This is a genomic window from Streptomyces sp. NPDC006430 (assembly GCF_040612395.1).
Lineage (GTDB): Bacteria > Actinomycetota > Actinomycetes > Streptomycetales > Streptomycetaceae > Streptomyces.
Genome location: NZ_JBEXQA010000019.1, coordinates 97,973 through 120,319, shown reverse-complemented (window position 1 = coordinate 120,319; position 22,347 = coordinate 97,973). Strand labels below are relative to the sequence as shown.

At 70.4% G+C, this 22,347-nt stretch carries 22 protein-coding genes; 12 read left to right on the top strand and 10 right to left on the bottom strand.

Translation table 11 applies throughout. From position 1 onward, the window contains the following. Nucleotides 1-59: 59 nt before the first annotated feature. The 4 genes from ABZZ20_RS24790 to ABZZ20_RS24775 all read left to right on the top strand — a co-directional run bounded on the left by ABZZ20_RS24790 (nt 60) and on the right by ABZZ20_RS24775 (nt 2,343). The gene (locus ABZZ20_RS24790) at nt 60-470 is read left to right on the top strand and encodes a rodlin (RefSeq protein WP_356873042.1); all 411 of its coding nucleotides are present in this window, start codon (nt 60-62) and stop codon (nt 468-470) included. 229 nt (nt 471-699) lie between these two features. Next, nucleotides 700-933 carry a chaplin gene (locus ABZZ20_RS24785; RefSeq protein ID WP_356873040.1) on the top strand — a complete coding sequence of 78 codons (234 nt, stop codon included), beginning with the start codon at nt 700-702 and terminating at the stop codon, nt 931-933. Nucleotides 934-1,054: 121 nt separating this feature from the next. Then, nucleotides 1,055-1,828 (top strand): chaplin, encoded by a 774-nt coding sequence (locus ABZZ20_RS24780; protein WP_356873038.1) that lies wholly within the window; start codon nt 1,055-1,057, stop codon nt 1,826-1,828. A 167-nt stretch (nt 1,829-1,995) separates the two neighbouring features. After that, complete coding sequence (locus ABZZ20_RS24775; protein WP_356873036.1) at nt 1,996-2,343, top strand: hypothetical protein; 348 nt, start codon at nt 1,996-1,998, stop codon at nt 2,341-2,343. An 82-nt stretch (nt 2,344-2,425) separates the two neighbouring features. Here the strand turns inward: ABZZ20_RS24775 and ABZZ20_RS24770 are convergent, their stop codons facing one another. Then, nucleotides 2,426-2,665, bottom strand: a complete 240-nt coding sequence (locus tag ABZZ20_RS24770; RefSeq protein ID WP_356873034.1) for a chaplin — start codon at nt 2,663-2,665, stop codon at nt 2,426-2,428. Between the two features lie 364 nt (nt 2,666-3,029). Here ABZZ20_RS24770 and ABZZ20_RS24765 point away from each other — a divergent pair, with 364 nt between their 5' ends. Then, nucleotides 3,030-3,440, top strand: coding sequence for a rodlin (locus tag ABZZ20_RS24765; RefSeq protein WP_356873057.1), 411 nt, complete (start codon nt 3,030-3,032; stop codon nt 3,438-3,440). Nucleotides 3,441-3,547: 107 nt separating this feature from the next. Here the strand turns inward: ABZZ20_RS24765 and ABZZ20_RS24760 are convergent, their stop codons facing one another. Continuing rightward, the gene (locus ABZZ20_RS24760) at nt 3,548-4,189 is read right to left on the bottom strand and encodes a vitamin K epoxide reductase family protein (protein ID WP_356873032.1); all 642 of its coding nucleotides are present in this window, start codon (nt 4,187-4,189) and stop codon (nt 3,548-3,550) included. A gap of 192 nt (nt 4,190-4,381) precedes the next feature. On the opposite strand from ABZZ20_RS24760, the gene ABZZ20_RS24755 reads away from it, so the two are divergent. Both ABZZ20_RS24755 and ABZZ20_RS24750 read left to right on the top strand, forming a co-directional pair. Beyond that, a complete protein-coding gene (locus ABZZ20_RS24755; protein WP_356873030.1) occupies nt 4,382-5,164 on the top strand; it encodes a DUF6227 family protein in 783 nt (260 codons plus the stop codon). Between the two features lie 214 nt (nt 5,165-5,378). Next, the gene (locus tag ABZZ20_RS24750) at nt 5,379-6,542 is read left to right on the top strand and encodes an acyltransferase (RefSeq protein WP_356873028.1); all 1,164 of its coding nucleotides are present in this window, start codon (nt 5,379-5,381) and stop codon (nt 6,540-6,542) included. An 18-nt stretch (nt 6,543-6,560) separates the two neighbouring features. Here the strand turns inward: ABZZ20_RS24750 and pfkB are convergent, their stop codons facing one another. Beyond that, the gene (gene pfkB / locus ABZZ20_RS24745) at nt 6,561-7,541 is read right to left on the bottom strand and encodes a 1-phosphofructokinase (RefSeq protein ID WP_356873026.1); all 981 of its coding nucleotides are present in this window, start codon (nt 7,539-7,541) and stop codon (nt 6,561-6,563) included. A gap of 205 nt (nt 7,542-7,746) precedes the next feature. Further along, nucleotides 7,747-9,315, bottom strand: coding sequence for an MFS transporter (locus ABZZ20_RS24740; RefSeq protein WP_356873024.1), 1,569 nt, complete (start codon nt 9,313-9,315; stop codon nt 7,747-7,749). A gap of 63 nt (nt 9,316-9,378) precedes the next feature. Between ABZZ20_RS24740 and ABZZ20_RS24735 the strand changes: the two genes are divergently transcribed. After that, a complete protein-coding gene (locus ABZZ20_RS24735; protein WP_356873022.1) occupies nt 9,379-10,326 on the top strand; it encodes a YafY family protein in 948 nt (315 codons plus the stop codon). Between the two features lie 150 nt (nt 10,327-10,476). Here ABZZ20_RS24735 and ABZZ20_RS24730 read toward each other — a convergent pair whose 3' ends face one another. The 4 genes from ABZZ20_RS24730 to ABZZ20_RS24715 all read right to left on the bottom strand — a co-directional run bounded on the left by ABZZ20_RS24730 (nt 10,477) and on the right by ABZZ20_RS24715 (nt 15,276). Next, the gene (locus ABZZ20_RS24730) at nt 10,477-11,454 is read right to left on the bottom strand and encodes a sigma-70 family RNA polymerase sigma factor (RefSeq protein ID WP_356873020.1); all 978 of its coding nucleotides are present in this window, start codon (nt 11,452-11,454) and stop codon (nt 10,477-10,479) included. A gap of 523 nt (nt 11,455-11,977) precedes the next feature. Further along, nucleotides 11,978-12,745, bottom strand: coding sequence for a class III extradiol ring-cleavage dioxygenase (locus ABZZ20_RS24725; protein WP_356873055.1), 768 nt, complete (start codon nt 12,743-12,745; stop codon nt 11,978-11,980). 148 nt (nt 12,746-12,893) lie between these two features. Beyond that, nucleotides 12,894-14,441, bottom strand: a complete 1,548-nt coding sequence (locus ABZZ20_RS24720) for an MFS transporter (protein WP_356873018.1) — start codon at nt 14,439-14,441, stop codon at nt 12,894-12,896. A gap of 127 nt (nt 14,442-14,568) precedes the next feature. Then, the gene (locus ABZZ20_RS24715) at nt 14,569-15,276 is read right to left on the bottom strand and encodes a TetR/AcrR family transcriptional regulator (protein ID WP_356873016.1); all 708 of its coding nucleotides are present in this window, start codon (nt 15,274-15,276) and stop codon (nt 14,569-14,571) included. Between the two features lie 245 nt (nt 15,277-15,521). Here ABZZ20_RS24715 and ABZZ20_RS24710 point away from each other — a divergent pair, with 245 nt between their 5' ends. Further along, the gene (locus tag ABZZ20_RS24710; protein WP_356873014.1) at nt 15,522-16,799 is read left to right on the top strand and encodes a M6 family metalloprotease domain-containing protein; all 1,278 of its coding nucleotides are present in this window, start codon (nt 15,522-15,524) and stop codon (nt 16,797-16,799) included. A 43-nt stretch (nt 16,800-16,842) separates the two neighbouring features. After that, nucleotides 16,843-17,322: a RidA family protein gene (locus ABZZ20_RS24705; RefSeq protein ID WP_356873012.1), complete on the top strand. Its 480-nt coding sequence runs from the start codon at nt 16,843-16,845 to the stop codon at nt 17,320-17,322. On the opposite strand, the gene ABZZ20_RS24700 is transcribed toward ABZZ20_RS24705, so the two are convergent. Then, nucleotides 17,288-18,190 carry an FAD binding domain-containing protein gene (locus ABZZ20_RS24700; RefSeq protein ID WP_356873010.1) on the bottom strand — a complete coding sequence of 301 codons (903 nt, stop codon included), beginning with the start codon at nt 18,188-18,190 and terminating at the stop codon, nt 17,288-17,290. The genes ABZZ20_RS24705 and ABZZ20_RS24700 overlap by 35 nt on opposite strands. A gap of 222 nt (nt 18,191-18,412) precedes the next feature. Here ABZZ20_RS24700 and ABZZ20_RS24695 point away from each other — a divergent pair, with 222 nt between their 5' ends. Together ABZZ20_RS24695 and ABZZ20_RS24690 are read left to right on the top strand one after the other, a co-directional pair. After that, a complete protein-coding gene (locus tag ABZZ20_RS24695; RefSeq protein ID WP_356873008.1) occupies nt 18,413-19,018 on the top strand; it encodes a helix-turn-helix domain-containing protein in 606 nt (201 codons plus the stop codon). A 31-nt stretch (nt 19,019-19,049) separates the two neighbouring features. Beyond that, entirely contained in the window at nt 19,050-20,291 is a 1,242-nt protein-coding gene (locus ABZZ20_RS24690; RefSeq protein WP_356873006.1) for an MFS transporter, read from the top strand. A gap of 133 nt (nt 20,292-20,424) precedes the next feature. Here ABZZ20_RS24690 and ABZZ20_RS24685 read toward each other — a convergent pair whose 3' ends face one another. Continuing rightward, on the bottom strand, nt 20,425-21,612 hold the full coding sequence (locus ABZZ20_RS24685; protein ID WP_356873004.1) for an acyltransferase: 1,188 nt from the start codon (nt 21,610-21,612) through the stop codon (nt 20,425-20,427). Nucleotides 21,613-22,347: the final 735 nt, after the last annotated feature.

Below are 22,347 nucleotides of genomic sequence, written 5' to 3'. Positions count from 1 at the left end.
ACCCCGGCCGTTGATCCGGATGCTCCAGTACTGGTCAATTCCGCAAAAAAGGGACGATAATGATCAAGAAGATGATGGCCACGGCAGCGGTCGCGACCTCAGTCGTGGGCATGGGTGCCGCGCTGGCCCCGCAGGCGATGGCCATCGGGAACGACAACGGCATCAACACCGTGAACGGCAACGGTGCCTCGCAGATCTACGGCAACCAGGCCACCTACGGCAACATGAGCCCCCAGATGGCGCTCATCCAGGGCTCGTTCAACAAGCCCTGCATCGCCCTGCCTGCGAAGGCCAACCTCCAGTCGCTGGTCGGCGCCGCCCCGATCGGCCTCCAGGACATCAACGTCCTGTCCAACCCGCAGAACCAGCAGTGCACCGAGAACTCCACCCAGGCCAAGGGCGACGAGGCCCTCTCGCACATCCTGGACAACATCCCGATCCTCTCCGGCAACGCCTCCGCCGGCAGCTGACGCACCTTCCGGCCCCGGCCGGGAGCGAGGGCCGTCGCACCTTCGGGTCGCGGCGGCCCCGCCGCTTGTCGGCCCATTCGAATAACGGCGCAAATCCACCGTAAATTGCGGCCGATCGGCATTGGAGTGAAATGCGGGGCAACCCGCGAAAATCTGCGGTTTCTTTTCCCTGACCCACTCGTTGTTATTTCTGCAGTGGACACGCCCCTGCGGAAAGGATCGAAAAGAAATGACGTACAAGAAGGCAGTGGTGCTGGCCGCCGGCGTTCTGATGGCCGCTGGTGCCGCCTCCCCCGCCATGGCCGACGCAGCCGCCGAAGGCGCAGCCATCGGCTCCCCCGGCGTGCTGTCCGGAAACCTGATCCAGGTCCCAGTGCACGTCCCGGTGAACGTCTGCGGCAACACCAGCAACGTGAGCGCCCTGCTGAGCCCCTCGTTCGGCAACACCTGCGTCAACGCCTGACGAAGCGCCTGCGCCCGCAAGGGCAAACCTCCTCGGGGTGGCCTCGGAGTGCACGGCGGTGCACTCCGAGGCCACCTTCGATTCAGCACCGGCGGGAGAGCCGGTAGACAGGGAAGGACCCATGCGACAGGTACTGAGCCGACAGGTACTGAGCAAGGGGATGCTCACGGCGGCGGCGGCCTCAAGCCTGCTGTCGATCGCGACCGGCGCGGCCTACGCGCACCCGGGGGCGACGGCCGAGGCCTCGCACTCGCCGGGTGTGCTGTCCGGCAACAGCGTCTCGGTACCGATCACCCTCTCGCCGAATGTATGCGGCAACAGTGTGAACGTCGGAGCTGCGCTCAACCCCGCGATGGGGAACAGTTGCGCCACCACGACCGGTTCGGACGTGCACCGGGACCTCGACGACCGCCAGGGCGGTCGGCACGCGCTTCCGGAGCAGCGACACGAGGAGCCCCCGCAGGAGGACACCCGCCGCCAGGCGCCACGGCACGCGGCGCCCCGGCACGAGGAACCCCGCGACGAGGGCGGCGACAGCTCGTGGGACTCGGGGCGCCGGGGCCACGGCGAGCAGGGCGGCTACGACGGCTCGGAGAAGGAGTGCGACGACCACCCGCACACCCTCCCGGCCCCGGCGCCGGCCCACCACGTTCCCCCCGCACCCGAACGGCCGCGGCCCCGACCCCACACGCAGCCACGGCCCGTGCCGGCTCCCCTGCCGGCGCCGATCCAGGAAACGCCCGTACCGCTCCCGGCGCCCGTCCCCGTACCGGAACGGGTTGCGCCGCCCACGCTCGCGGAAACCGGCGCGGGCCAGGCGGGCGCCGCGGCGGCCCTGGCCTCGGCCTTGATTCTGGGCGGCGTCATTCTGTACCGCAGGTCCCGTATCGCCTGACCGGCAATACCGGTAATCAGAAGAAATTTCGGCCGGGGAATGCCTTATCGGATTCTCCGGCCGTCGTCGTACGCGTTTCCGCAGCGGCCCGGAATCGTTACCCAGGGCGAAAGCGGCGCGACGGTCGCCGCTGACGCCTCTGTCCATGAAAGAAGAGGATTTCGATAATGAAGCTCACGAAGGTTGCCGCGGTCATCGCCGGCTCCGTTGCCGTGCTCGGCGCCTCCGCCCCCGCCTTCGCGGCCGACTCCCCGGCCGCGATGCCGCCCATGAGCCTGACGGGCGGTGCCACCGAGACCTTCAACGCGCTGGCCCCCGTCACCGAGTCCCTCCCGCAGACCGTGAGCAACGGGGTGGCCGAACAGGGCGAGACCGCCACCAAGGTCCTGGGCACCGCACAGCGCGTCAACGAGATCCGCAACAACGCCCCGGGCAAGGTGCTCGGCCTGGCGAACGGGGCCACGCAGGCCTCCCCGCTCCTCGGTGGCGTCCAGCTCAACGGCGGGAACCACTGAGCCGGTCGAACCGCTCCCCGGAAAAACTGTGGGCGCCACCGGCGAGGCCGGTGGCGCCCACAGTCAGGTCTACCGACTGGCGTCAGCCGTTGACGCAGACCGTGCCGAACGTGGGGTTCAGCACGCCGGTGACGTTCGCGGAGTTGCCGCAGACGTTGACCGGCACATGGACCGGGACCTGGCCCAGGTTGCCCGAGAGGACACCGGGGGATCCCACGGCCGCGCCCTCGGCCGACGAGTCGGCCACGGCGGAGCCGGCGGCACCGGCCGCAGCGAGACCAGCGGTGGCCAGGACCAGGGCGGCCTTCTTGGCAGTGTTCATGGGAAGTGCACCTTCTGTTGGATGTTCTGCCCCGATCCGGGGCTCACATCGAGCGAAACGGTACGGCGCCCCGTACGACACGGCCCCGCGCCCGATCAGACCTGTTCAGCTCAACGGTCGTAAGCACGAGCGGTTTTCGGTCGCCCGCCGCGGCCCTCGCCCGCCCGCTACGGCAGGCCGGGGCCTCCGGCACGATCTCCACCGGCGTCAACACCGGGTCGCACGTCCGCAGAAAGCTCACCCGGGGCGGGGAAATCCGCGGCGCGAGCGGGCCGTTCGAGTGAAGCTGCGGAACCAACCCCCCGGCGGGCCGGTTGACCAGGGCGCTCCACTAGCGGGCACTCGTGCGACAAAAGGACCAATGATGCTCAAGAAGATCATGACTGCTGCCGCGGTCACCGCCGCTGTCGTCGGCGCGGGCGCTGCTGTTGCGGCCCCGGCCATGGCGATCGGCAACGACAACGGGGTCAACACCGTCAACGGCAACGGATCCTCGCAGATCTACGGCAACCAGAAGACCCACGGCGACATGAGCCCGCAGCTCGGCCTGGTCCAGGGCACCCTCAACAAGCCCTGCATCGGTCTGCCGGTGAAGGTGAACGCGCAGTCGCTGGCCGGTACCGCCCCGATCGGCATCCAGGACGTCAACGTCCTGTCCAACCCGCAGAACCAGCAGTGCACCGAGAACTCCACCCAGGCCAAGGGCGACGAGTCGCTCTCGCACATCCTGGACAACATCCCGGTCCTCTCGGGCAACGGCTCCATCGGCAGCTGACTTCGACTCCCCCGCCGGCGGCGGTACGGGCCGTCCGTGCCCGTGGAGCGATGTGACGAGGGCCCCGACAGCGTCCAGCTGCCGGGGCCCTCGTGCGCCCGGGGTCGTCACCCGGTCCAGAACTCCCACCACCGGGTCAGGATCAACATCCCGATCACGCCGATGTGCAGGGCGGGCGGGGCCCAGCCGAACTCGGTGAAGAGGACCTGCACCGGGGCGGGCGCCGGAAGTGTGCCCGTACGCACGTTGTGCGCGCTGACCGCCCAGAACATGAGCAGTGTGGCCACCCAGGTCAGGCAGCACCACAGGCAGAGCGCGTTGATCTCGTAGAGCGACTGGACCATCAGCCAGCTGCAGAAGCCGACGCCGAAGAGGGTGCCGGCGTTCAGTCCCAGCCAGAACCAGCCGCGGTAGCGGGCGCCGGCCAGCAGGCCCGCGCCGATGCACACGACGGCCCCGAACGCGACCAGCCCCAGCAGCGGGTTGGGGAAGCCGAAGACCGCCGCCTGCTCGCTCTTCATCACGCTGCCGCAGGCGACCACGGGGTTGAGGCTGCAGGCGGGCTTGAAGTCCGGGTCCTCCAACAGCAGGAACTTGTCGAGGGTGATCACCCAGGCGGCCAGCACCCCGGCGGCCCCCGTGAGGATCAGCAGCCAGGCCAACATCCTTGGGGTGCCGTCCGGTTCACCCTCGTGTTGACTGAGGGGCGCGCCCTGTTGGCGGGGAACGTCCACTGTTTTCGTTGCCATACGGGCCATGGTCCCCCGCTTCGGCACAGACCGGGGCGAACCATGCTCATTTCTGGGCAAGTTGACCTGAAGGGGTGGCGGGAACCCCTGATGCTTCCCGGACGTTTTACCGAACCCCGGACGTGATGTCAGACCCAGGGGCTACGTTGTGCTCCCACGAAGTCACTAACTGCGACGGCCTGGAGACCCACCTTGAGCGATCCGTACGAGACAACCGAGGCGCACCTCGAGCGACTCCTGGGCCGCGCCCTCAACTCCTATGACCTGCCGGACCGGTTGGTCGAGCGCCTCGGCACCGCGCTCGCCCACAGTTCTTCCCTGTACACCACCCACCACAGCCTGGCGGCGGGACTGTGGCGGGAGACCCACCGGCACACGTACCTGCTGTCCGACGGCGGGTCGGCGTCCCTGTGGGAGCTGGTGTACCGGCTGGAGGGCGACCGGACGATCCGGCACGAGGTCTTCGTGAGCAAGGCGGACACCTGCCTGGCCGTGGCCCGTCTGTTCGGCGGAGCCCCGGGGGAGGCGGCGTACGACCCCGTGGTGGAGTCGGCGCTCGCTGCGGCCGAGGAGGAGCCGGACGCCGACGCGGCGGCGCTGAGCGCACTGTTCGGGGCCTCGACGCCGGCCCAGCGGCACCGGGAGTACACGGTGGAGCAGTCCGCCGACCACGCCCGGCGGGTGCTGCGGCGCGCGGAGAACCCCGACCGGCCCGGCGAGCGGACGGCGCTGCTCCTGAGGTCGGCCTACGCCCACCAGATCACCCAGGCGTTCGGCACCCGGCCGTGTACGGCGGACGGGCGGGTCGCCGGATTCAGCCTGTACGAGCACTCGTTCGTGCTGATGGACGGCAGCGAGATCAGCCTGTGGGAGGTCGAGCACACCGCGACGCCGGACGGACGGCACATGTGCGAGGTGTACGAGAGCGAGGCGGTCGCCCGCGGGGCGATGCAGCTCCGCGCGCGCGTGCGCTGACGGCTTCCGGACCGGGCGACCCCCCGCCCCGTACGGCGTCGCGGGAAGGGCGTTCGGGTTCGTCGTCATGCGCGAGCCGACGGGCGCCCTTCGTCGTGGTCGCGGCCAGGACCCGAAGCCGGCCACTCCTGTGGACCACTCGCGAGCGCGCTAGAGTTCCGCTGACCTGACGGCTGTAATCGGACAGTCGTACTGATGGCGGGGCGGTCGAGAGATGAGCGCGGGCAGTTCGACCGGAAGCCCCGGCGGGCGCTTGGCGGCCCTCGACTGCGTCCGGCTCCTCGCCGCGCTCGCCGTGCTCCTGTACCACTACGTGGTCCTCACGAGCGCCTGGGGCGAACCGACCGAGGGCATCTTCCCCCACGCCCGCAGGGTCGCCGTCTACGGCTGGCTCGGTGTCGAAATCTTCTTCCTGGTCAGCGGGTTCGTCATCTGTATGAGCGCCTGGGGCCGCACCGTGGGCGACTTCGCGGTGTCCCGGGTCTCCCGGCTCTTCCCCGCCTACTGGGTGGCCGTGGCCTTCACCTCCCTCGTGCTGACCACCTGGCCCGAGGTGAGGCAGCTCAAGGCGCCGAGCGACATCCTGGTGAACCTGTCGATGCTCCAGGGCGGCATCGGGGTCCCCCACATCGACGACGCGTACTGGACCCTGTTCGTCGAGCTCAAGTTCTACCTCGTGTTCGCGGTCGTCGTCCTGCGCGGCGTGACCTACCGCAACTGCGTCCTCTTCTGCGGGATCTGGACCCTCGCCGGCGTCGTGGCCCCCACCGCCGACAACGGCGTGCTGTCCTTCTTCGCGGTCTCGTCCTCCTCCCCGTACTTCATCGCCGGCATCGCCTTCTACCTGATGCGCCGCTTCCGGCCGAACGCCGTCCTGTGGACCGTCGTCGGCACCCAGTTCCTGCTCGCGCAGCACTACGTGCACGGCCGCATGATCTCCAACCTGGGCAGGAGCGCCACCGACCAGACGCCCGCCTGGCCCGCACACGTGATCATCCTGCTCGGCTTCACCGTCATGGCGGCCATCGCGCTCGGCGCCCTCGACGGCATCCGATGGCGCTGGCTCCCGCACGCCGGAGCGCTCACCTATCCGCTCTACCTGATCCACATGATGGCGGGGCTGACGATCATCCATCACCTGCGCGCCGAGGTGGCGCCCGTGCCCCTGGTCATCGGCGTGACCGTCTTCATGCTGGCGCTCGCCTGGATGATCCACCGGCTCGTCGAACGCCCGCTGGGCCGCATCCTGCGCGACAGCCTGCGCCGCGGAGTGCAGGACATCCGGTCGGCCACCCCCCGCAGGCAGTCGCTGGACCTGGTTCCCCCGCAACCTTCGGCACCCGGGGCGGAACGCATCCCGGCGGTCCGCTACCGCTAAAGGGCTGTCCCGTAGCCGTCAGGGGCGGGCGGGGGTGGTCAGCCGGAGGTCCTCGGGCGGGTTCTCGGTGACGGTGACCGCCTCGGGGTGGAGGTCCACGGGGGTCGGCATGACGCTGCCGGGGAGTTGGACCGCTGCCGCGCCGTAGGCCAGGGCGGAGACGAGGGCCGCGGGGCTGGTTCCACCCCCGGAGCCCGCGGCCGCGGAGGGACCTCCGGCGATCAGGAATCCGGCCAGCGCGGCGTCGCCCGCGCCGACGTCGCTGCGGACGGCGACCGCGGGGGCCGTGCCGTGGAAGACGCCCTCGGCGCAGACCAGGAGTTGACCGTCCGCGCCGAGGGAGGCCAGCACCGCACCCGCGCCCCGGGAGCAAAGTTCCCGGGCCGCCCGGACGGCATCGCCCAGGGTGTCCAGCGGGCGGCCCACCGCCTGGGCGAGCTCGGGTGCGTTCGGCTTGACCAGGTCCGGGCGGGCCCCCAGCGCGCACGTCAGCGCCGGGCCCGAGGTGTCCAGCGCGACCCGGGCGCCGGTCTCGCGGGCGCGGGCGACCAGGTCGGCGTACCACTCGGGCTGCAGGCCGCGCGGGAGGCTGCCGCAGGCCGCGATCCAGGTCGGGTGGCCCGCGCAGGTGCGGACGGTCTCCAGCAGGAGGTCGGATTCTTCGGCGGTGAGTTCGGGCCCCGGCGCGTTGATCTTGGTGAGGGTGCCGTCCGGTTCGGCCAGCGAGACGTTCGAGCAGGTCTGCCCGGCGATGGAGACCGCGGTGACGTCCACGCCCTGTACGCCCAGCAGTTCGGCGATCAGCACACCCGAGGCACCATCGAGCGGGAGGACCGCCGTCGTACGGACTCCGGCGGCGGCCACCGCGCGCGAGACGTTGACCCCCTTGCCCCCGGGGTCGATCCGGTCGCCGGTGGCGCGCAGCACGGCGCCGCGGTCCAGCGAGGCGACCGCGTACGTCCGGTCGAGGGAGGGGTTCGGGGTGACGGTGAGGATCATACGAGCACGGCTCCTGCCCCGCTTTCGAGGAGGCGGCGAGCAGCACCACCGCCTGCCTGCGCCGGTACGCACCGGTGGGTTCGCGTACGTCCGGTGTCCGACTCCGCGGATCACGCCTCACCGTACGCCCGCTCCCACCCCGAACCAAAACAAAAGGGCATGTCCGCCAACAGAGGCGGACACGCCCTTTCGCGGGTGGGTACGACTACCCGACGGGCACCGCCTCCGGGGTCGTTTCCCCGGCTTGCGAACCACCCTCGCGCTGCTCCGTCGGGATCGACTTCGGCGGCAGCATGAACATCACCGCGAAGATCACGACCAGCACGGCCACGATCCACCACAGTGCGCCGTGGAAGGCGTCGACGTACGGCGCACCGAGGACCCGGTCATCGTCGATCAGTCCGAAGTAGACGACGGAGGTGAGTCCGAGGCCCAGCGCGTTGCCCATCTGGCCGGTGGTGTTGATCAGCCCGGACGCGGAGCCGGCGTGTTCGCGCGGCACCTCGGACAGCACGGTGTCGGTGAGCGGAGCGACGATCAGACCCATGCCGAGGCCCATGACGACCAGCGGCGCGGCCATCTGCCAGGAGGCGATCTCCATGCCGAAGTGCTGTGCCTCCCAGATGTACAGGAGGATGCCCGCGGCCATGGTCAGCGCCCCGGCCTGGAGCACCTTGCGGCCGAATCGGGGCACGAGCTTCTGCACGGAGAGGCCGGCGGCGGCCGAGACGGCCAGGGAGAACGGGATGCCGGTGGTGCCGGCCCGCAGGGCGCTCCAGCCGAGGCCCATCTGCATGTACAGCGTCCAGACCAGGAAGAAGATGCCGGTCGCGATGCCGAAGGTCAGCTGGACGGCGATACCGCCCGCGAAGCTCTTGACCTTGAAGAGCGAGAGCTCGACCAGCGGGGAGCCGTCCTTGCGGATCTTGTACTTCTCGTACGCGATGAAGGCGTAGAAGACCCCCGGCGCGGCGATCATGCAGGCATAGCCCCACAGCGGCCAGCCGTTCTCCCGACCGTGGGTGAGCGGGAAGATCAGCATGACCAGGCCGAGCGTGGCGAGCAGCACGCCGATCAGGTCGAGGCGCAGCGCCTTGGGGGCCTTGGACTCGGTGATGAACGCGCGGCCCATGATCACGCCGGCGATGCCGACGGGCAGGTTGATCAGGAAGATCGGACGCCATTCGAGGTCGAAGATGTTCCACTGCGTGAGCAGGGCCCCGAGCATCGGGCCGGAGACGGCGCCGAGGCCGATGATCGCACCGAACATGCCGAAGACCTTGCCGCGCTCGTGGGGCGGGAAGGTGACGTGGATGATCGCCAGCACCTGCGGGACCATCAGGGCCGCCATGCTGCCCTGGAGGATGCGGGAGGCGACGAGCACGTCGGGGGTCGCGGCGATGCCGCAGAGCAGCGAGGCGGCGGTGAAGCCGCCCATGCCGATGAGGAAGAGGCGCTTGCGGCCGTAGATGTCACCGAGACGGCCGCCGGTGATCAGGCCGGCGGCGAAGGCGAGCGCATAGCCGGCGGTGATCCACTGGATCGCGCTCGTGGAGGCTCCGAAGTCCTCGCGCATGCGGGGTATCGCGATGTTGACGATCGTGACGTCGACCAGGTCCATGAAGGCCGCGGTCATCACGATGGCGAGCGCCAGCCAGCGGCGGCGGTCGGCGGGCGAGCTGGATGCTGCTTCGTCAGGGACGGTGGGGTTCCGCTCTTCTCGTACCGGCCCGTTCTCTCTTTCGGGCGATGTCTTGGACGTCTCGGTGGTCATGCAGAGAAACCTAGACGGCATATAGGTCAGGTGGTGTCCTATTTCGCTGGCAACCTGGATTCCATGACCGACACCCCGGCACGGCTGCTCACCCTGCTCTCCCTGCTCCAGACCCCGCGCGAGTGGCCAGGGAGCGAGCTCGCGGAGCGGCTGCGGGTGAGTGCCCGGACGATTCGGCGCGACATCGAGCGGCTGCGCGAGCTCGGGTATCCGGTGGAGGCCACGCTGGGTGCGGACGGCGGGTACCGGCTGGTGGCGGGGGCCGCGATGCCGCCGCTGCTACTGGACGACGAGGAGGCGGTGGCAATCGCCGTGGGGCTGCGGGCGGGCGCCGGGCACGCGATCGAGGGGGTGGAGGAGGCTTCCGTACGGGCCCTCGCCAAGCTGGAACAGGTCCTGCCGGGGCGGCTGCGGCACCGGGTGGGGGCGCTGCAGTCGGCCACGACCGCGGTGACGCGCGGGGACGGGGCCAGTGTGGATCCACGGACGCTGACGACGATGGCGTCGGCGGTGGCGGGGCCGGAGCGGCTGCGGTTCGCGTACCGGGCGCGGGACGGGGTGGGATCGCGGCGACTGGTGGAACCGTACCGGCTGGTCAGCACGGGGAGCCGCTGGTACCTGGTCGCGTACGACCTGGACCGCGAGGGCTGGCGGACGTTCCGGGTGGACCGGGTGGCGGAACCCTTCGCGACGGGCGCGCGGTTCACGCCGCGGGAGCTGCCGATGGAGGCGGTGGAGTTCGTACGTCGCGGACTGCGCGGCGGGGAGACGTACCCGGTGGACGTGTCGTTCGCGGCGCCGGCCGATGCCTTGCCGGAGTGGCTGCGGGTGGACGCGGTTCCCTCCGCCGGGGACGGGACGCGGGTGCACCTCCTCAGCGGGGACTCGCCCGAGTGGTTGGCGGCCCGGCTGGCCCTTACGGGCTTCCCGTTCACGGTCCACTCCCCGGACTTCGTGGCATCCGCGGCGCTGGCGCTGGCCGCGCGACTTTCGTCGGCGGCGGCCCCGTAGCCCGCTGCCGGGGCGGGGCCGGAAGCTGGGGCCGGAAGCTGGGGCTTGGAGCTGGGGCCGGGGCGGATCTCGGGCAGGGCGCAGGGGAGCCCCCGGCGCCTGGGGGGGATAGGCACCGGGGGCTCGTTCGGGGGGCTTCGCCGCGGGCCGTCAGGCCACGGCGTCGAAGCCCGTGTCGCGCGCCATCCGCTTCAGTTCCAGCAACGCGTGCTTCTCGATCTGGCGGATGCGCTCGCGCGTCAGGCCGTGCTGCTTGCCGACCTCCGTCAGGGTCCGCTCGCGGCCGTCGTCGATGCCGTACCGCATCTTGATGATCGACGCCGTGCGCTGGTCCAACTTGCCCAGCAGGTCCTCCAGTTCCTCGCTGCGCAGCAGGGAGAGCACGGACTGCTCGGGGGAGATCGCCGAGGTGTCCTCCAGGAGGTCACCGAACTGCGTGTCCCCGTCGTCGTCCACCGCCATGTTCAGGCTGACCGGGTCGCGCGCCCAGTCCAGTACGTCACCCACGCGCTTCTCCGTCGAGTCCAGCTCGGCGGCGATCTCCGCGTGGTCCGGGTCCCGGCCGTTCTCCCGGTTGAACTCGCGCTGGATCCGGCGGATCCGGCCGAGCTCCTCGACCAGGTGGACGGGGAGGCGGATGGTGCGGGACTGGTCGGCGATGGAGCGGGTGATGGCCTGACGGATCCACCACGTGGCGTACGTGGAGAACTTGAAGCCCTTGGCGTAGTCGAACTTCTCGACGGCGCGCACCAGGCCCGCGTTGCCCTCCTGGATCAGGTCGAGCAGCGGCAGGCCGCTGCGCGGGTAGCGGCGGGCGACCGCCACGACGAGGCGGAGGTTGGAGCGGATGAAGATCTCCTTGGCGCGCTCCCCCTCGGCGGCCAGCGCTTCCAGCTCCTCTCGCGCGGGCGTCTCGCCCTCGCGCTCTATCTCGCCGTCGAGGATCTGCTGGGCGTACACGCCCGCCTCGATGATCTGCGAGAGTTCCACTTCTTTGGCCGCGTCGAGCAGCGGGGTACGCGCGATCTCGTCCAGGTACATGCCCACCAGGTCGCGGTCGGCGATCTCCCCGCCCACAGCGCGAGCGCTGCCCCTGGACTGACGACGGGCGACGGCGCGGGTTGCCATGCGTGCTCCCTTGCAATGAGTTAGGTCGCGGTGCGGCTGCTGGAACGCGGCTCCGCGTCCCTGGACACTCTCCCGAGTGCCCGCTTTCGAAGGAAACAACGACTGGAATCGGGACAGAATTCCCGCGCCGGTCCCTCTCTTTCGAGATCTTGCAGTATCCTGCCCCGCCGCCCTCGCCCTCAGCGGGACGGGACGCCGCCAGACCTCGAAGAGGTGCAGGTCAGGCCCGAGGTCACGCGCGGTCCGCACGCCTTCGCCGACCGGCGCCACCGCCACGCCGATGAGACCGCCGTCACATGCGGCACGGCCGTGCGGCACGGTCGCCCCCCACCCCGGGACAGTGCCGCCTACTGCTGCACTCCCACCCTGAAGACGGCCCCCACCCGCGTCTGGTTGCCTGTACTGACGAGCGAACGACCCGAATGGCGTAAATAGCTGGAACGGCCCGCAAGGTCGGAATCGCCGGGTACGCCACGACCCGTCCACGCCGGGTGCGCAACGACCGTCCGCACCCGGCGGTCGCCTAGCCGAACTGGACCGATCGCTTGGAAAGACCCATCCAGAAGCCCTCGACCGCATCGGAGCGGCGGGCGAGGTCTCCGAAGGCGTCCGCGGCACCGAGGGTGACGAAGAGCGGCGCGAAGTGTTCCGTACGCGGGTGGGCCAGGCGGCCGGCCGGAGCCTTGGCCTCGAAGTCCAGCAGGGCATCGACGTCGGACGCGGTCAGTGCCTCGTGACCCCACGCGTCGAACTCCGCCGACCAGGACGGGACCCCCTTGCCGGCGTGGCGCAGCGCGGCCAAGTTGTGAGTGAAGAAGCCGCTGCCGACGATCAGCACGCCTTCGTCGCGCAGGGGCGCCAGCTTGCGACCGATGCCCATCAGGCGGCGCGGGTCCAGCGTCGGCAGGGAGATCTGGAGGACCGGTATGTCGGCCTCCGGGAACATCTCCACCAGCGGGACGTACGCACCGTGGTCGAGGCCGCGGTCCGGGACGTCCTGGACGGGAGTGCCGGGAGCCTGGAGGAGCGCGCGCACCGAGGCGGCGAGCGCGGGGGCGCCCGGGGCGTCGTAACGCACCTGGTAGTAGTGCTCCGGGAAGCCCCAGAAGTCGTACACGAGGGGGGCCCGCTCGGTGGCACCGAGGGCGAGCGGGGCCTCCTCCCAGTGCGCGGAGACCATCAGGACCGCCCGGGGGCGGGGCAGGGCGGCGGACCACGCAGCCAGCTCTCCCGGCCAGACGGGGTCGTCGGCGAGCGGCGGAGCGCCGTGGCTCAGGTAGAGCGCCGGCATGCGGGCCGGGTCCTGCGCAGGGGTCGGGATCGTGGTCACGGGGCGCTCCTCGTTCGTCAGCACGGGGCCTGGTGCAAGACTAACCCCATGTCGTTCAAATTTGAACGACATGGGGGCGTCAGTCATTCCCGGGGTCCCCAGAGTCGCGTCAGTGGACGATCACCGGAACCTTCACCTCGGCGTCCGCGCCCGTCGCGCCCGCGCCCGCGCCGGCGGCGACCGGACCACCCACCCGCGGACGACCCGTGGTGATCAGCGTCAGGGCGAGGGTCGCGCTGGTGGCGAGGATGCCGACCGCCCACCAGATGGCGGTGGAGTAGCCCTCCACCATCGCCTGGGCCTGGACCAGCTTCGCCGTCGGACCGCCCGCCGCTGCCGCGGCAGCGTGCTCGGTCAGGTACGCGGTCGTCGCCGAGGCGGCGATCGTGTTCAGCAGCGCGGTGCCGATCGCGCCGCCCACCTGCTGCGAGGTGTTGACCATGGCGGAGGCGACACCGGCGTCAGCCGGGTTCACCCCGTACGTGGCCAGCGACATGGCGGGCATGAACGCCGTACCCATGCCCAGGCCGAGCAGCAGCTGCGCCGGAAGGATCAGCGCCGGGTACGAGGACCCGACCTCCAGCTGCGTCAGCAACAGCATGCCGGTGGCGGCGAGCAGGAAGCCCGGCCCCATCAGCAGCCGGGGGGCGACCCGGGTCATCAGGCGGGCACCGATCTGCGTGGAGCCCGTGATCATGCCCGCGATCATCGGCAGGAAGGCGAAGCCGGTCTTGACCGGCGAGAAGCCCTTCACGACCTGGAGGTAGTAGGTGAGGAAGAGGAACAGGCCGAACATCGCGATCACGGCGAGGCCCAGGGAGAGGTAGACACCGCCGCGGTTGCGCTCCAGCAGGACGCGCAGCGGCAGCAGCGGGGACTTCACTCGCGACTCGACGGCGACGAACGCGAGGAGCAGCGCCACCGAGGCGACGAACATGGTGACGGTCAGGCCGTCCGACCAGCCGGCCGACTCGGCGCGGGTGAATCCGTACACGAGCGCGACGAGACCGAGGGTGGACAGGAGCACGCCCGGGACGTCGAGCGGGGCGCGGTTGCGACCGCCGGCGGGCTCGCGGACGACCAGCCAGGCACCCGTCGCCGCGACGATCGCGAACGGGATGTTGACGAAGAAGGTCCAGCGCCAGTTGAGGTACTCGGTGAGGAAGCCGCCGAGGATGAGGCCGACGGCGCCGCCCCCGCCCGCGATCGCACCGTAGATCCCGAAGGCCTTGGCGCGCTCCCTGGCGTCGGTGAACATGACGGCCAGCAAGGACAGGGCCGCAGGCGCGAGCAGTGCACCGAAGGCGCCTTGGAGGGCGCGGGCGCCCAGCATCATCGCCTCGTCGGAGGCGGCGCCGCCGAGCGCGGAGGCCAGGGCGAAGCCGATCAGACCGGTGACGAAGGCCTTCTTGCGGCCCCACTTGTCGGCGATCCGGCCGCCGAAGAGGAGCAGTCCGCCGAAGGCCAGCGCGTAGGCGGTGATGACCCACTGGCGATTGCCGTCGGAGATGCCGAGGTCGGTCTGGGCGGACGGGAGGGCGATGTTCACGATCGTCGCGTCGAGGACGACCATCAGCTGCGCCAGGGCGATGAAGACGAGCGCCTTCCATCGACTGGGGTCAGCAGCCGGGGGGAGCGTCGCGGCTGTTTTTGGCATGGGGGTACCCACTTCACGGTGCGGAACGACTGAAAAGGTATGGAACGAAAAAACCGAAGCGTGTGCGGCAAGCGTGCGAGGCAAGCGCGTGAGGGTCTTACGGCGCCGAGGAGCGCGGCCCGGTGCGTCACATGGTCTTCTGCCTGAGGTCGTCGAAGGTGGCCGGCTCGCCCGGCAGCTCGGAGCGGGCCGGGGCCCGCAACCCGTCCAGGAACAGCTGGAGGTGGCGGTGGACGAAGCGGTCCACGTCGCCGCACGTCACGCCCGGCAGGGGACGGCTGAGCTGGGACAGGGCGACCATCAGATCGCCGACGCCGATGTCGGTACGGATCAGGCCGGCACCCTGGCCCGCGGTCACCAGCGTTTCGACGGCACGCGTCAAGGCCTCACTGGCGGCCAGGAGTTCGGGGTGGTCGCGGTCGAAGTCGCCGGCGAGCATGGGACACAGGGCGCCGATCCGCTCGTCCGCTGCGGCGTGCGTGAAGCGGCACAGCGCGACGAAGGCGTCCGGCTCTCCCGATAGCGCGTCCTCGGCCTGGGCCGTGACCCGGTCCATGACGAAGAGCACGACGTGGTGGACCAGTGCGGCCCGGTCGGGGAAGTGCCGGTAGAGGGTGGCGTTGCCGATGCCGGCCCGGCGGGCGACCTCGTCGAACGGTGCGCCCGAGCCGTGCTCCACGAGCACCTCGCGCGCCGCCGTCAGGATCCGCTCCCGGTTGCGGGCGGCGTCCGCGCGCGGACGCGGGAGCCGTGCGGGCACGGACGCCCCGACCGCCGGCTCCGCGACCGCATCGGGGGCGGTCGCCGTCGGCGCGGCGGTGGTGGGGCGCTTCATGCGGGGTCTCCCTGGGGCTGGGCTCGTCCGACCCCTTCAAACGGGGAGCCGGTCCCCGCTTTGCGGGACTCCGGTACAAACGGGGATTGCATCCCCGGTTATTTCACCCCCATGCGTGACCCGGGTCACACCACCGTTCCCGTTCGGCCGTACCCGGCGCGCGGGCGCGCCGCAGCCGACAGAGGGTGATCGCACAGAGTGCAGTCCGGGCCCGGCCGGCTGCCGCGGACCCGAAGGCGATCTCCATGCCGCAGACCCGCCACCGGATACGCAGAACACACCGCGCCGGCGCGTACATCGGACTCACTGCGCTGGCCCTCGGCGTCACGGCCACCGCGAGCACCGGGATGTCCACCCGCAACCACTCCGCGGCCGGGTCCGTGGCCAGGAGCGCCGAATTGGCACTGGCGCCCTGCCGCATCACCAGCACGATGGGCGTACAGATGTCCGAGGGCCTGCCCACGCCTACCGGGTACTCCCGCTCGACCGGCGAGGTCCGGGCACTGAACCTGATGATCGACTTCCCGGACGCCAAGGGCGAGGGCACCGCGCTGGACCGGCTCGCGGAGTTCTTCCCCCAGACCTCCGACTGGTTCCGCACCAGCTCGTACGGCCGGCTGCGCTACCAGGCCGAGGCGCCGATAAGGACCTGGCTGCGGATGCCCATGCCCTTCGCCGCGTACGGGATCGAGCGCGGATCCGCGTACGAACCGGGCTACAAGCAACTCGTCGAGCACATCGTGAAGGCCGCCGACTCCGAAGTGGACTTCAGCCGCTACGACCTGGTCAACATCCTGGTCACGCCGAACGCCGGCCCGTCCGCCCTGGACACCGTGCTCTCAGTGACCTTCTCCGGCAACGCCGAGGCCCCGATGGCCGACGGCGTGCCGCTCGCCAACGCGTCCTTCATCTACAGCCGCCAGGACGACGGCTCGGGCTCCTACCGGGAGACCGGCTACCGGGTACTCCCCCACGAGAACGGGCACGTCTTCGGACTGCCCGACCTGTACACCTTCGACGGCGGGGGCGCGGTCGGCCACTGGGACATCATGAGCGAGGACTGGGGCGCCAACAACGACCTGCTGGGCTGGCACAAATGGAAGCTGGGCTGGCTGGACAGCTCACAGATCAGCTGCGCCTCGAAGGCGGGCGTCAGCGACCACGTCCTGACGCCGCTGGCGGGGGAGGGCGGCACGAAGCTGGCCTTCGTACCACTGTCCGAAAGCGCCGGGTACGCGGTGGAAGTGCGGACCCGCGCCGGTAACGACGAGGCCATCTGCAAACCAGGCGTCCTCATCTACAAGGTGGACTCCCAGGTGGACACCGGGCGCGGGCCCGTCACCGTCTCCGACAGCGCGATCGGCAGCGGCGGCTGCACCCGGCGGCCCAACATCCACGGAGAGCTGTCGGACGCACCGTTCCGGCCGGGCGAAACCTTCACCGACGAGAAGGCCGACGTCAGCATCTCGGTGGTGGGCGAACTACGCAACGGCAGCTTCCAGGTCCGGATCACCCGCCCCTGAGAAACCCCGGACCCGTCCCGGACCCGACACCGAGGAGATCCCGATGACCAGCACCCCCGAAGAGCGCCTCGCCGAAGCCGGGTTCACGCTCCCGCCGCCCCCCGCGCCCGTGGCCGTGTACGTGCCCGCCGTGGTCAACGGGCACTACGTGTACACCTCCGGACAGCTCCCGATGATCGACGGCGCCCTCCCACTGACCGGCAAGGTCGGCTCCGAGGTCACCGAGGAGCAGGCCAAGGGACTGGCCCGGCAGTGCGCACTGAACGCGCTGGCCGCGATCGCCTCGGTCGCCGGGGACCTGTCCGCGGTCAAACGCGTGGTCAAGGTGGTCGGCTTCGTGGCCAGCGATCCGCGGTTCACCGGTCAGCCGGGGGTGGTCAACGGAGCCAGCGAGCTGTTCGGCACCGCCTTCGGCGACGCGGGCATCCACGCGCGCAGCGCGGTGGGCGTGGCGGTCCTGCCCCTGGACGCGCCCGTGGAGGTGGAGGTCACCGTGGAGCTGCACGCCCCGATGGGGGTGTAGCTCCACGGCCCCGGTACTCGTCCCAGGTCCAGACGAGCTGGCGGCGGGCGAGGATCCCGACCGCGTGGCGGCGGTACTTCGCCGTGCCGCGGACGTCGTCGATCGGATTGCACGCGGCCGCCGCGAGGTCGCCGAACTGCTTGACGACGGAAGGAGTGACGACCTCCCCCGACTCCCAGAAGCCGCCCTCTTCCAGGGCTGCGGCGAGGAACTCCTCGGCGACCTTCGCGCGCACCGGGGTCGGCGCCGCCGAGCCGATGCCCGTACGGACGCTCCGGGTCGCGGGGTGCAGGGCGAGCCCGAAGGCGCAGACGGCGATGACCATCGCATTGCGCGTGCCGACCTTGGAGAACTGCTGGGGGCCGTCCGCCCTGGCGACGTGGACGGCCTTGATGAGCTCGTCGGCGCCGAGCGCGTTGCGTTTGACGCCGGTGAAGAACGCGTCGATCGGGATCAGCCGCGAGCCGCGTACGGACTCCACCTCGACCTCGGCGCCCGCCGCGAGCAGCGCAGGATGGGCGTCCCCGGCCGGGGAGGCGGTCCCGAGGTTGCCGCCGACGCTGCCGCGGTTGCGGATCTGCGGGGACGCGACCGTGTGCGAGGCGAGCGCGAGGCCCGGGAGCTCCGTGCGGAGGTTCTCGATGATCTGCGTGTACGACACGCAGGCCCCGAGCCGGACCGCGTCCTCGCCGACCTCCCACTCCTGCAGCGGCGCGATGCGGTTCAGGTCCAGGAGGTACTCCGGCCGACGGTGGTCGAAGTTGATCTCGACCATCACATCGGTACCGCCCGCGATCGGCACGGCCGTGGGGTGCTCGGCCTTGGCGGCGAGCGCCTCCTCCCAGCTGGCGGGGCGAAGGAAGTCCATGAGCGGCTCTCATTCGTCGTTCGGCGGTCACCGGTCCCATGGACCGGCCGGCCCGCCCTCAAACCGATTCCCCTGCGATTCCCCCCGGTGCGAGGTGGCCGCTGGCACCCGCGCCCCCGGGGAGCGCTGCGACGCCGGCCGCCGTACGGACCCTCGGTACGGCCAAGTGGGCGGACCACCAAAGCCATTGACACACTTCTCTCGACAGGACACTCTCATCGCATGCCGTCCAGCGATGCCCCGCACCACGCACCACGCCGCCTGACCGACCCCGCCTCTATGCGGGCCCTCTCCCACCCCGTCCGGCTCGCGCTCATCGAAGTCCTCACCCTCCAAGGCGCCTTGACGGCGACTCAGGCCGGAAGACTGATCGACGAGTCCCCGACGACCTGTTCCTTCCACCTCCGCCAACTGGCGAAGTACGGGTTCGTGGAGGAAGCGGGCCCGATGCCGGGCCGCTCGCGCCCCTGGCGCATCACCCGTCTGGGCTGGATCACGTCCGACGCCCGCGACGACGAGGAACACGCCGTCGCGGCGCGCCACCTCGACGGGATGACCCTGGAACGCCAGCTGCAGCGGCACCGGGCACACGGCGGTGACGCCACACCCGCACCCGCACCCGCACCCGCACCCGAGGGGCCACGGCCCCGGGCGACCCGAGGGCACGCGCAGACCGTGTGGTGGGTCACCCCGGACGAGGCCGCGGAGCTCCAGGGACAGATCGACGACCTGCTCCAGCGGTACCGCGACCGGCTCCAGGACCCCGCGACCCGCCCCGCGGGCGCCGTGCCGATCGAAGTGGTGGTCCTCACCCACCCGTTCTACTGACCGACCGATGACCAGAGGAGCAGGCATGGGCATGGCTACCGAGGTAGTGACGGGGCCGGGGCGCGCGCTCGAAGATCCGCCCCCGTTACGCAAGAACAGGGACTTCTCCTTGCTGTGGGGCAGCCAGAGCGTCTCCCAGCTCGGCTCTTCCGTATCCCTTCTGGCGTTTCCCCTCCTCGTCCTGTCCCTGGACGGTTCCGCCGTCCAGGCCGGTGCGCTCGGTACGCTCCAAGCAGTGATCCGGGTGACCTTCCAGTTGCCGGCCGGTGCCTTCGCCGACCGGTGGAACCGGAAGCGCCTCATGCAGCTCTGCGATGCTGGCCGCGCCGGTCTCTTCGCGGTCCTCGCCGCAGTCGTCCTCCTCGATCACGCGTCGCTCCCGGCGGTCTTCGCGATCGCGGGCGCCGCCGCGATCCTCGACGTCCTCTTCAGCGCCGCCGAGACGTCGATCGTCAGTCAGCTCGTACCGCGGTCGCAGGTCTCGGAGGCCTTCGCCAGGAACGAGGCACGTTCGTACGGGGCAACCCTGGCCGGCCCGCCCCTGGGCGGATTCCTCTACGCCTTGGGCCGCTCCGTTCCGTTCGTGTTCGACGCGGTGAGCTACGTGCTTTCCGGTCTCGCCCTTTCCTTCGTCCGCAGGCCGTCGCACCCCACGAGCGAGGAGGTCGGCAAGACGTCGCTCCGCCAGGACATGGTCGAGGGGCTTCGACACGTGGCCGGCAGTCCGTTCCTGCGCGCCGTGATCCTCGCGGCGGCGCCCGTCAACTTCGCCCTCACGGGCGCACAGTTCTCCACCGTCCTGATCCTCGCCGAAGCCGGGCACGGCTCACGGGCCTTGGGGGTCTCCCAGGGCTGCATCGCGATCGGCGGACTCGTGGGCGCACTCGGCGCCGCCCGCATCCAGAAGTCCCTCCCGTTCCACCGGCTGTTGGCGGTCGCCCTCTCCCTGCTGCTGGTACTGGTCGCGGCGAGCGCTGCCCTGGCCGGACGGCTCGCGATGGTGGCGCCGCTCGCCCTGGGCCTCTTCCTCGCGCCCGCCCTGAACTCGGCGCTGTTCGGAAGGATCGCCTCGACCACCCCGACCCGCATCCAGGGGCGGGTCATCAGCGTGGTGGCCCTGTCGGCCACGGCCGCCGCCTCGACGGCGCCGATCATGGTGGGGTTCGTCGTCGAGCAGCTGGGCGGGACAGCAGCGATGGGCACCGCCATCGCCGCCCTCTCGCTCGCCCTGACGGCCACGGTCCTGAGCCGCCGGGTCCTCATGAGCGCGTGACGCGATCACGAACTCCCACGAAATGGTGCACGCCGAACATCGACGCACAGACACGTGTCCAACGATTCGGGCCAGAGCCCGGGGTGGTGTCGTCGGAGGTGGGCCACAACCTGCTCCCGGACTGACCCGCCGCCTATGTCGGCCGCGGGGCCATCAGGCGGCGCAGCACGCGGGTGAGCGGCCTCTCCACCAGGCGGTGCAGCAGCCAGGCGATCAGTACCGCGCCTGCGATCACGCCGAGCAGGGTCGGCCATGCACCCCACTGCTCGTTCCATCGCCCGATCGTCCGTACGCCCAGCGACTGGTGGACGAGGTAGAGGGGGTATGAGATCGCGCCAGCGACCGGCAGCCAGCGCCACTGGATCCGGTCCAGCTTTCCGAGCGCGATCAGACCCATCAGCAGGTACATCGCGGTGATCGCGGTCAGGCAGACCTTCCAGTTGATGCCGTGGCCCTCGTCCGCCATGACCGCCGGGAGGCGGTGTTGCATCAGCAGCCAGGACAGCACCAGGATGCCCAGGGTCTCGCCCTCGATCCGGCCCGCCCGGCGGACCAGGTAGAAGGCGATTCCGGCGATGAAGAAGGGCGCCGATTGGGGCACCAGGAGCTGGTCCAGCAGCGGGATACCCGAGCCCGGCGCCAGGACCGAGCCGAGCGCCCAGACCCAGCAGAAGTTCGCGACCCGGCGGTAGCTGGTGCCCAGCATGACGACCAGCGAGAAGGCCAGGTAGAAACGCAACTCGACCCAGAGCGTCCAGTAGACGTTGTCCACGCTGCCCACGCCAAGGGGCTGCTGCAGCATCGTCAGGTTGGTGAGCATCTGGCCGACGGTCACCCTCGGCTCGCCCGGAATCTGCGGGCCCAGGCGGGCGGCCGCCGAGGAGAGTACGACCGCCACCCAATAGAGCGGGAACAGCCGCAGGACCCGGCCCTGCCAGAACTGCTGGAGCGACTTGCCCCAGCCGGACATGCAGATGACGAACCCGCTGATCATGAAGAAGAGGACCACGCCCAACCAGCCGAACTGGGCGATCCGGTGCAGCGTGGGAAACAACTCGGCCGCCGTCCGCTGCCAGGGGATCGCCCCATAGCCGGCCAGGTAGTGAAATAGGACCACCGACAGCGCCGCGAGCAGCCGCAAGCCGTCCAGCACCGCTATTCGCGGCGCCCGCGCGACCCCGGCCTCACCGGCAGCCCGCCCGGCCCCACCGTCCCTCCGCCACCCCGACCGGCGCCCACGCCGGACGGGGTCGGGAGCTGACTGCGCAGCCTCGGCGGGCGCGGGAACGCGGTCCCCGGCGAGGACGAACCTGTCGGACATGACACCTCTGGAATTCTTGCAGTGTCCGCGACACCGGTACGTTTCAGGGGGGGGGACGGAGCCCCGTGATCGTATCGGTGCGGTGCGCAACCATGGGCATCCGGCTCCCGCCCAGCAGGCAGGTCATTCGGCTGGATCCGTCGAGCCGTCCGTCCCGCTACGCGGGCCCGTCGGGCGCCTCCCGCCATGAGAATCTTCGTCCCTGCGAGGAAGCAGCGAGAACATGTTTTCGTAAGGCTCTTGAGGAAGGAGACCGAACCGTCTATACCGCAGCGGTATGGACGGCTGGCCTCGCGGCCGGGTGCGTTCGTGCGGTCCCTCTCCGCCTTCTCCTCAGCGATCCGTACGTAGTTGGCGTAGACGACGTCGGACTCCCGGGCGGCGTTGGCGTCGTTGTTGGCCTGCAGGAAGGTATCCCGTGCATTTGCCGGGTAGACCCACCCCCAGACGCCAGACCCCCCAGGTCACGGCCATGCCGTCACCACAGCCCCACGCCCACGGCAATCCATGCGACCAGTCCCAGCACGATCCGCTAGGCTGTCGGTGGTCAGTCGGCTACTGCGCGCGTGTTGGCGAAAGTGTCCACCCGGACATCCCATCCGACACCTGCACACACCAGCGCCTTCGTCGCCTTCGTGCCTTCGTGGGGCTTGCGGGAAACCCTAGAAGCCCAGGTCAGAGGCCTACCGCGGAAGCTGACGAAAACGCTCCGCTCCCCTTCTCGGAACGCTCAGC

What these genes read in the sequence shown, in the direction of transcription:
- pfkB (WP_356873026.1), bottom strand. Translation starts at nt 7,541, where the DNA reads ATGATCCTCACCGTCACCCCGAACCCCTCCCTCGACCGGACGTACGCG.
- ABZZ20_RS24785 (WP_356873040.1), top strand. Translation starts at nt 700, where the DNA reads ATGACGTACAAGAAGGCAGTGGTGCTGGCCGCCGGCGTTCTGATGGCC.
- ABZZ20_RS24780 (WP_356873038.1), top strand. Translation starts at nt 1,055, where the DNA reads ATGCGACAGGTACTGAGCCGACAGGTACTGAGCAAGGGGATGCTCACG.
- ABZZ20_RS24695 (WP_356873008.1), top strand. Translation starts at nt 18,413, where the DNA reads ATGCCGTCCAGCGATGCCCCGCACCACGCACCACGCCGCCTGACCGAC.
- ABZZ20_RS24700 (WP_356873010.1), bottom strand. Translation starts at nt 18,190, where the DNA reads ATGGACTTCCTTCGCCCCGCCAGCTGGGAGGAGGCGCTCGCCGCCAAG.
- ABZZ20_RS24770 (WP_356873034.1), bottom strand. Translation starts at nt 2,665, where the DNA reads ATGAACACTGCCAAGAAGGCCGCCCTGGTCCTGGCCACCGCTGGTCTC.
- ABZZ20_RS24690 (WP_356873006.1), top strand. Translation starts at nt 19,050, where the DNA reads ATGGCTACCGAGGTAGTGACGGGGCCGGGGCGCGCGCTCGAAGATCCG.
- ABZZ20_RS24715 (WP_356873016.1), bottom strand. Translation starts at nt 15,276, where the DNA reads ATGAAGCGCCCCACCACCGCCGCGCCGACGGCGACCGCCCCCGATGCG.
- ABZZ20_RS24790 (WP_356873042.1), top strand. Translation starts at nt 60, where the DNA reads ATGATCAAGAAGATGATGGCCACGGCAGCGGTCGCGACCTCAGTCGTG.
- ABZZ20_RS24730 (WP_356873020.1), bottom strand. Translation starts at nt 11,454, where the DNA reads ATGGCAACCCGCGCCGTCGCCCGTCGTCAGTCCAGGGGCAGCGCTCGC.
- ABZZ20_RS24720 (WP_356873018.1), bottom strand. Translation starts at nt 14,441, where the DNA reads ATGCCAAAAACAGCCGCGACGCTCCCCCCGGCTGCTGACCCCAGTCGA.
- ABZZ20_RS24685 (WP_356873004.1), bottom strand. Translation starts at nt 21,612, where the DNA reads ATGTCCGACAGGTTCGTCCTCGCCGGGGACCGCGTTCCCGCGCCCGCC.
- ABZZ20_RS24760 (WP_356873032.1), bottom strand. Translation starts at nt 4,189, where the DNA reads ATGGCAACGAAAACAGTGGACGTTCCCCGCCAACAGGGCGCGCCCCTC.
- ABZZ20_RS24740 (WP_356873024.1), bottom strand. Translation starts at nt 9,315, where the DNA reads ATGACCACCGAGACGTCCAAGACATCGCCCGAAAGAGAGAACGGGCCG.
- ABZZ20_RS24765 (WP_356873057.1), top strand. Translation starts at nt 3,030, where the DNA reads ATGCTCAAGAAGATCATGACTGCTGCCGCGGTCACCGCCGCTGTCGTC.
- ABZZ20_RS24735 (WP_356873022.1), top strand. Translation starts at nt 9,379, where the DNA reads ATGACCGACACCCCGGCACGGCTGCTCACCCTGCTCTCCCTGCTCCAG.
- ABZZ20_RS24710 (WP_356873014.1), top strand. Translation starts at nt 15,522, where the DNA reads ATGCCGCAGACCCGCCACCGGATACGCAGAACACACCGCGCCGGCGCG.
- ABZZ20_RS24750 (WP_356873028.1), top strand. Translation starts at nt 5,379, where the DNA reads ATGAGCGCGGGCAGTTCGACCGGAAGCCCCGGCGGGCGCTTGGCGGCC.
- ABZZ20_RS24705 (WP_356873012.1), top strand. Translation starts at nt 16,843, where the DNA reads ATGACCAGCACCCCCGAAGAGCGCCTCGCCGAAGCCGGGTTCACGCTC.
- ABZZ20_RS24775 (WP_356873036.1), top strand. Translation starts at nt 1,996, where the DNA reads ATGAAGCTCACGAAGGTTGCCGCGGTCATCGCCGGCTCCGTTGCCGTG.
- ABZZ20_RS24725 (WP_356873055.1), bottom strand. Translation starts at nt 12,745, where the DNA reads ATGCCGGCGCTCTACCTGAGCCACGGCGCTCCGCCGCTCGCCGACGAC.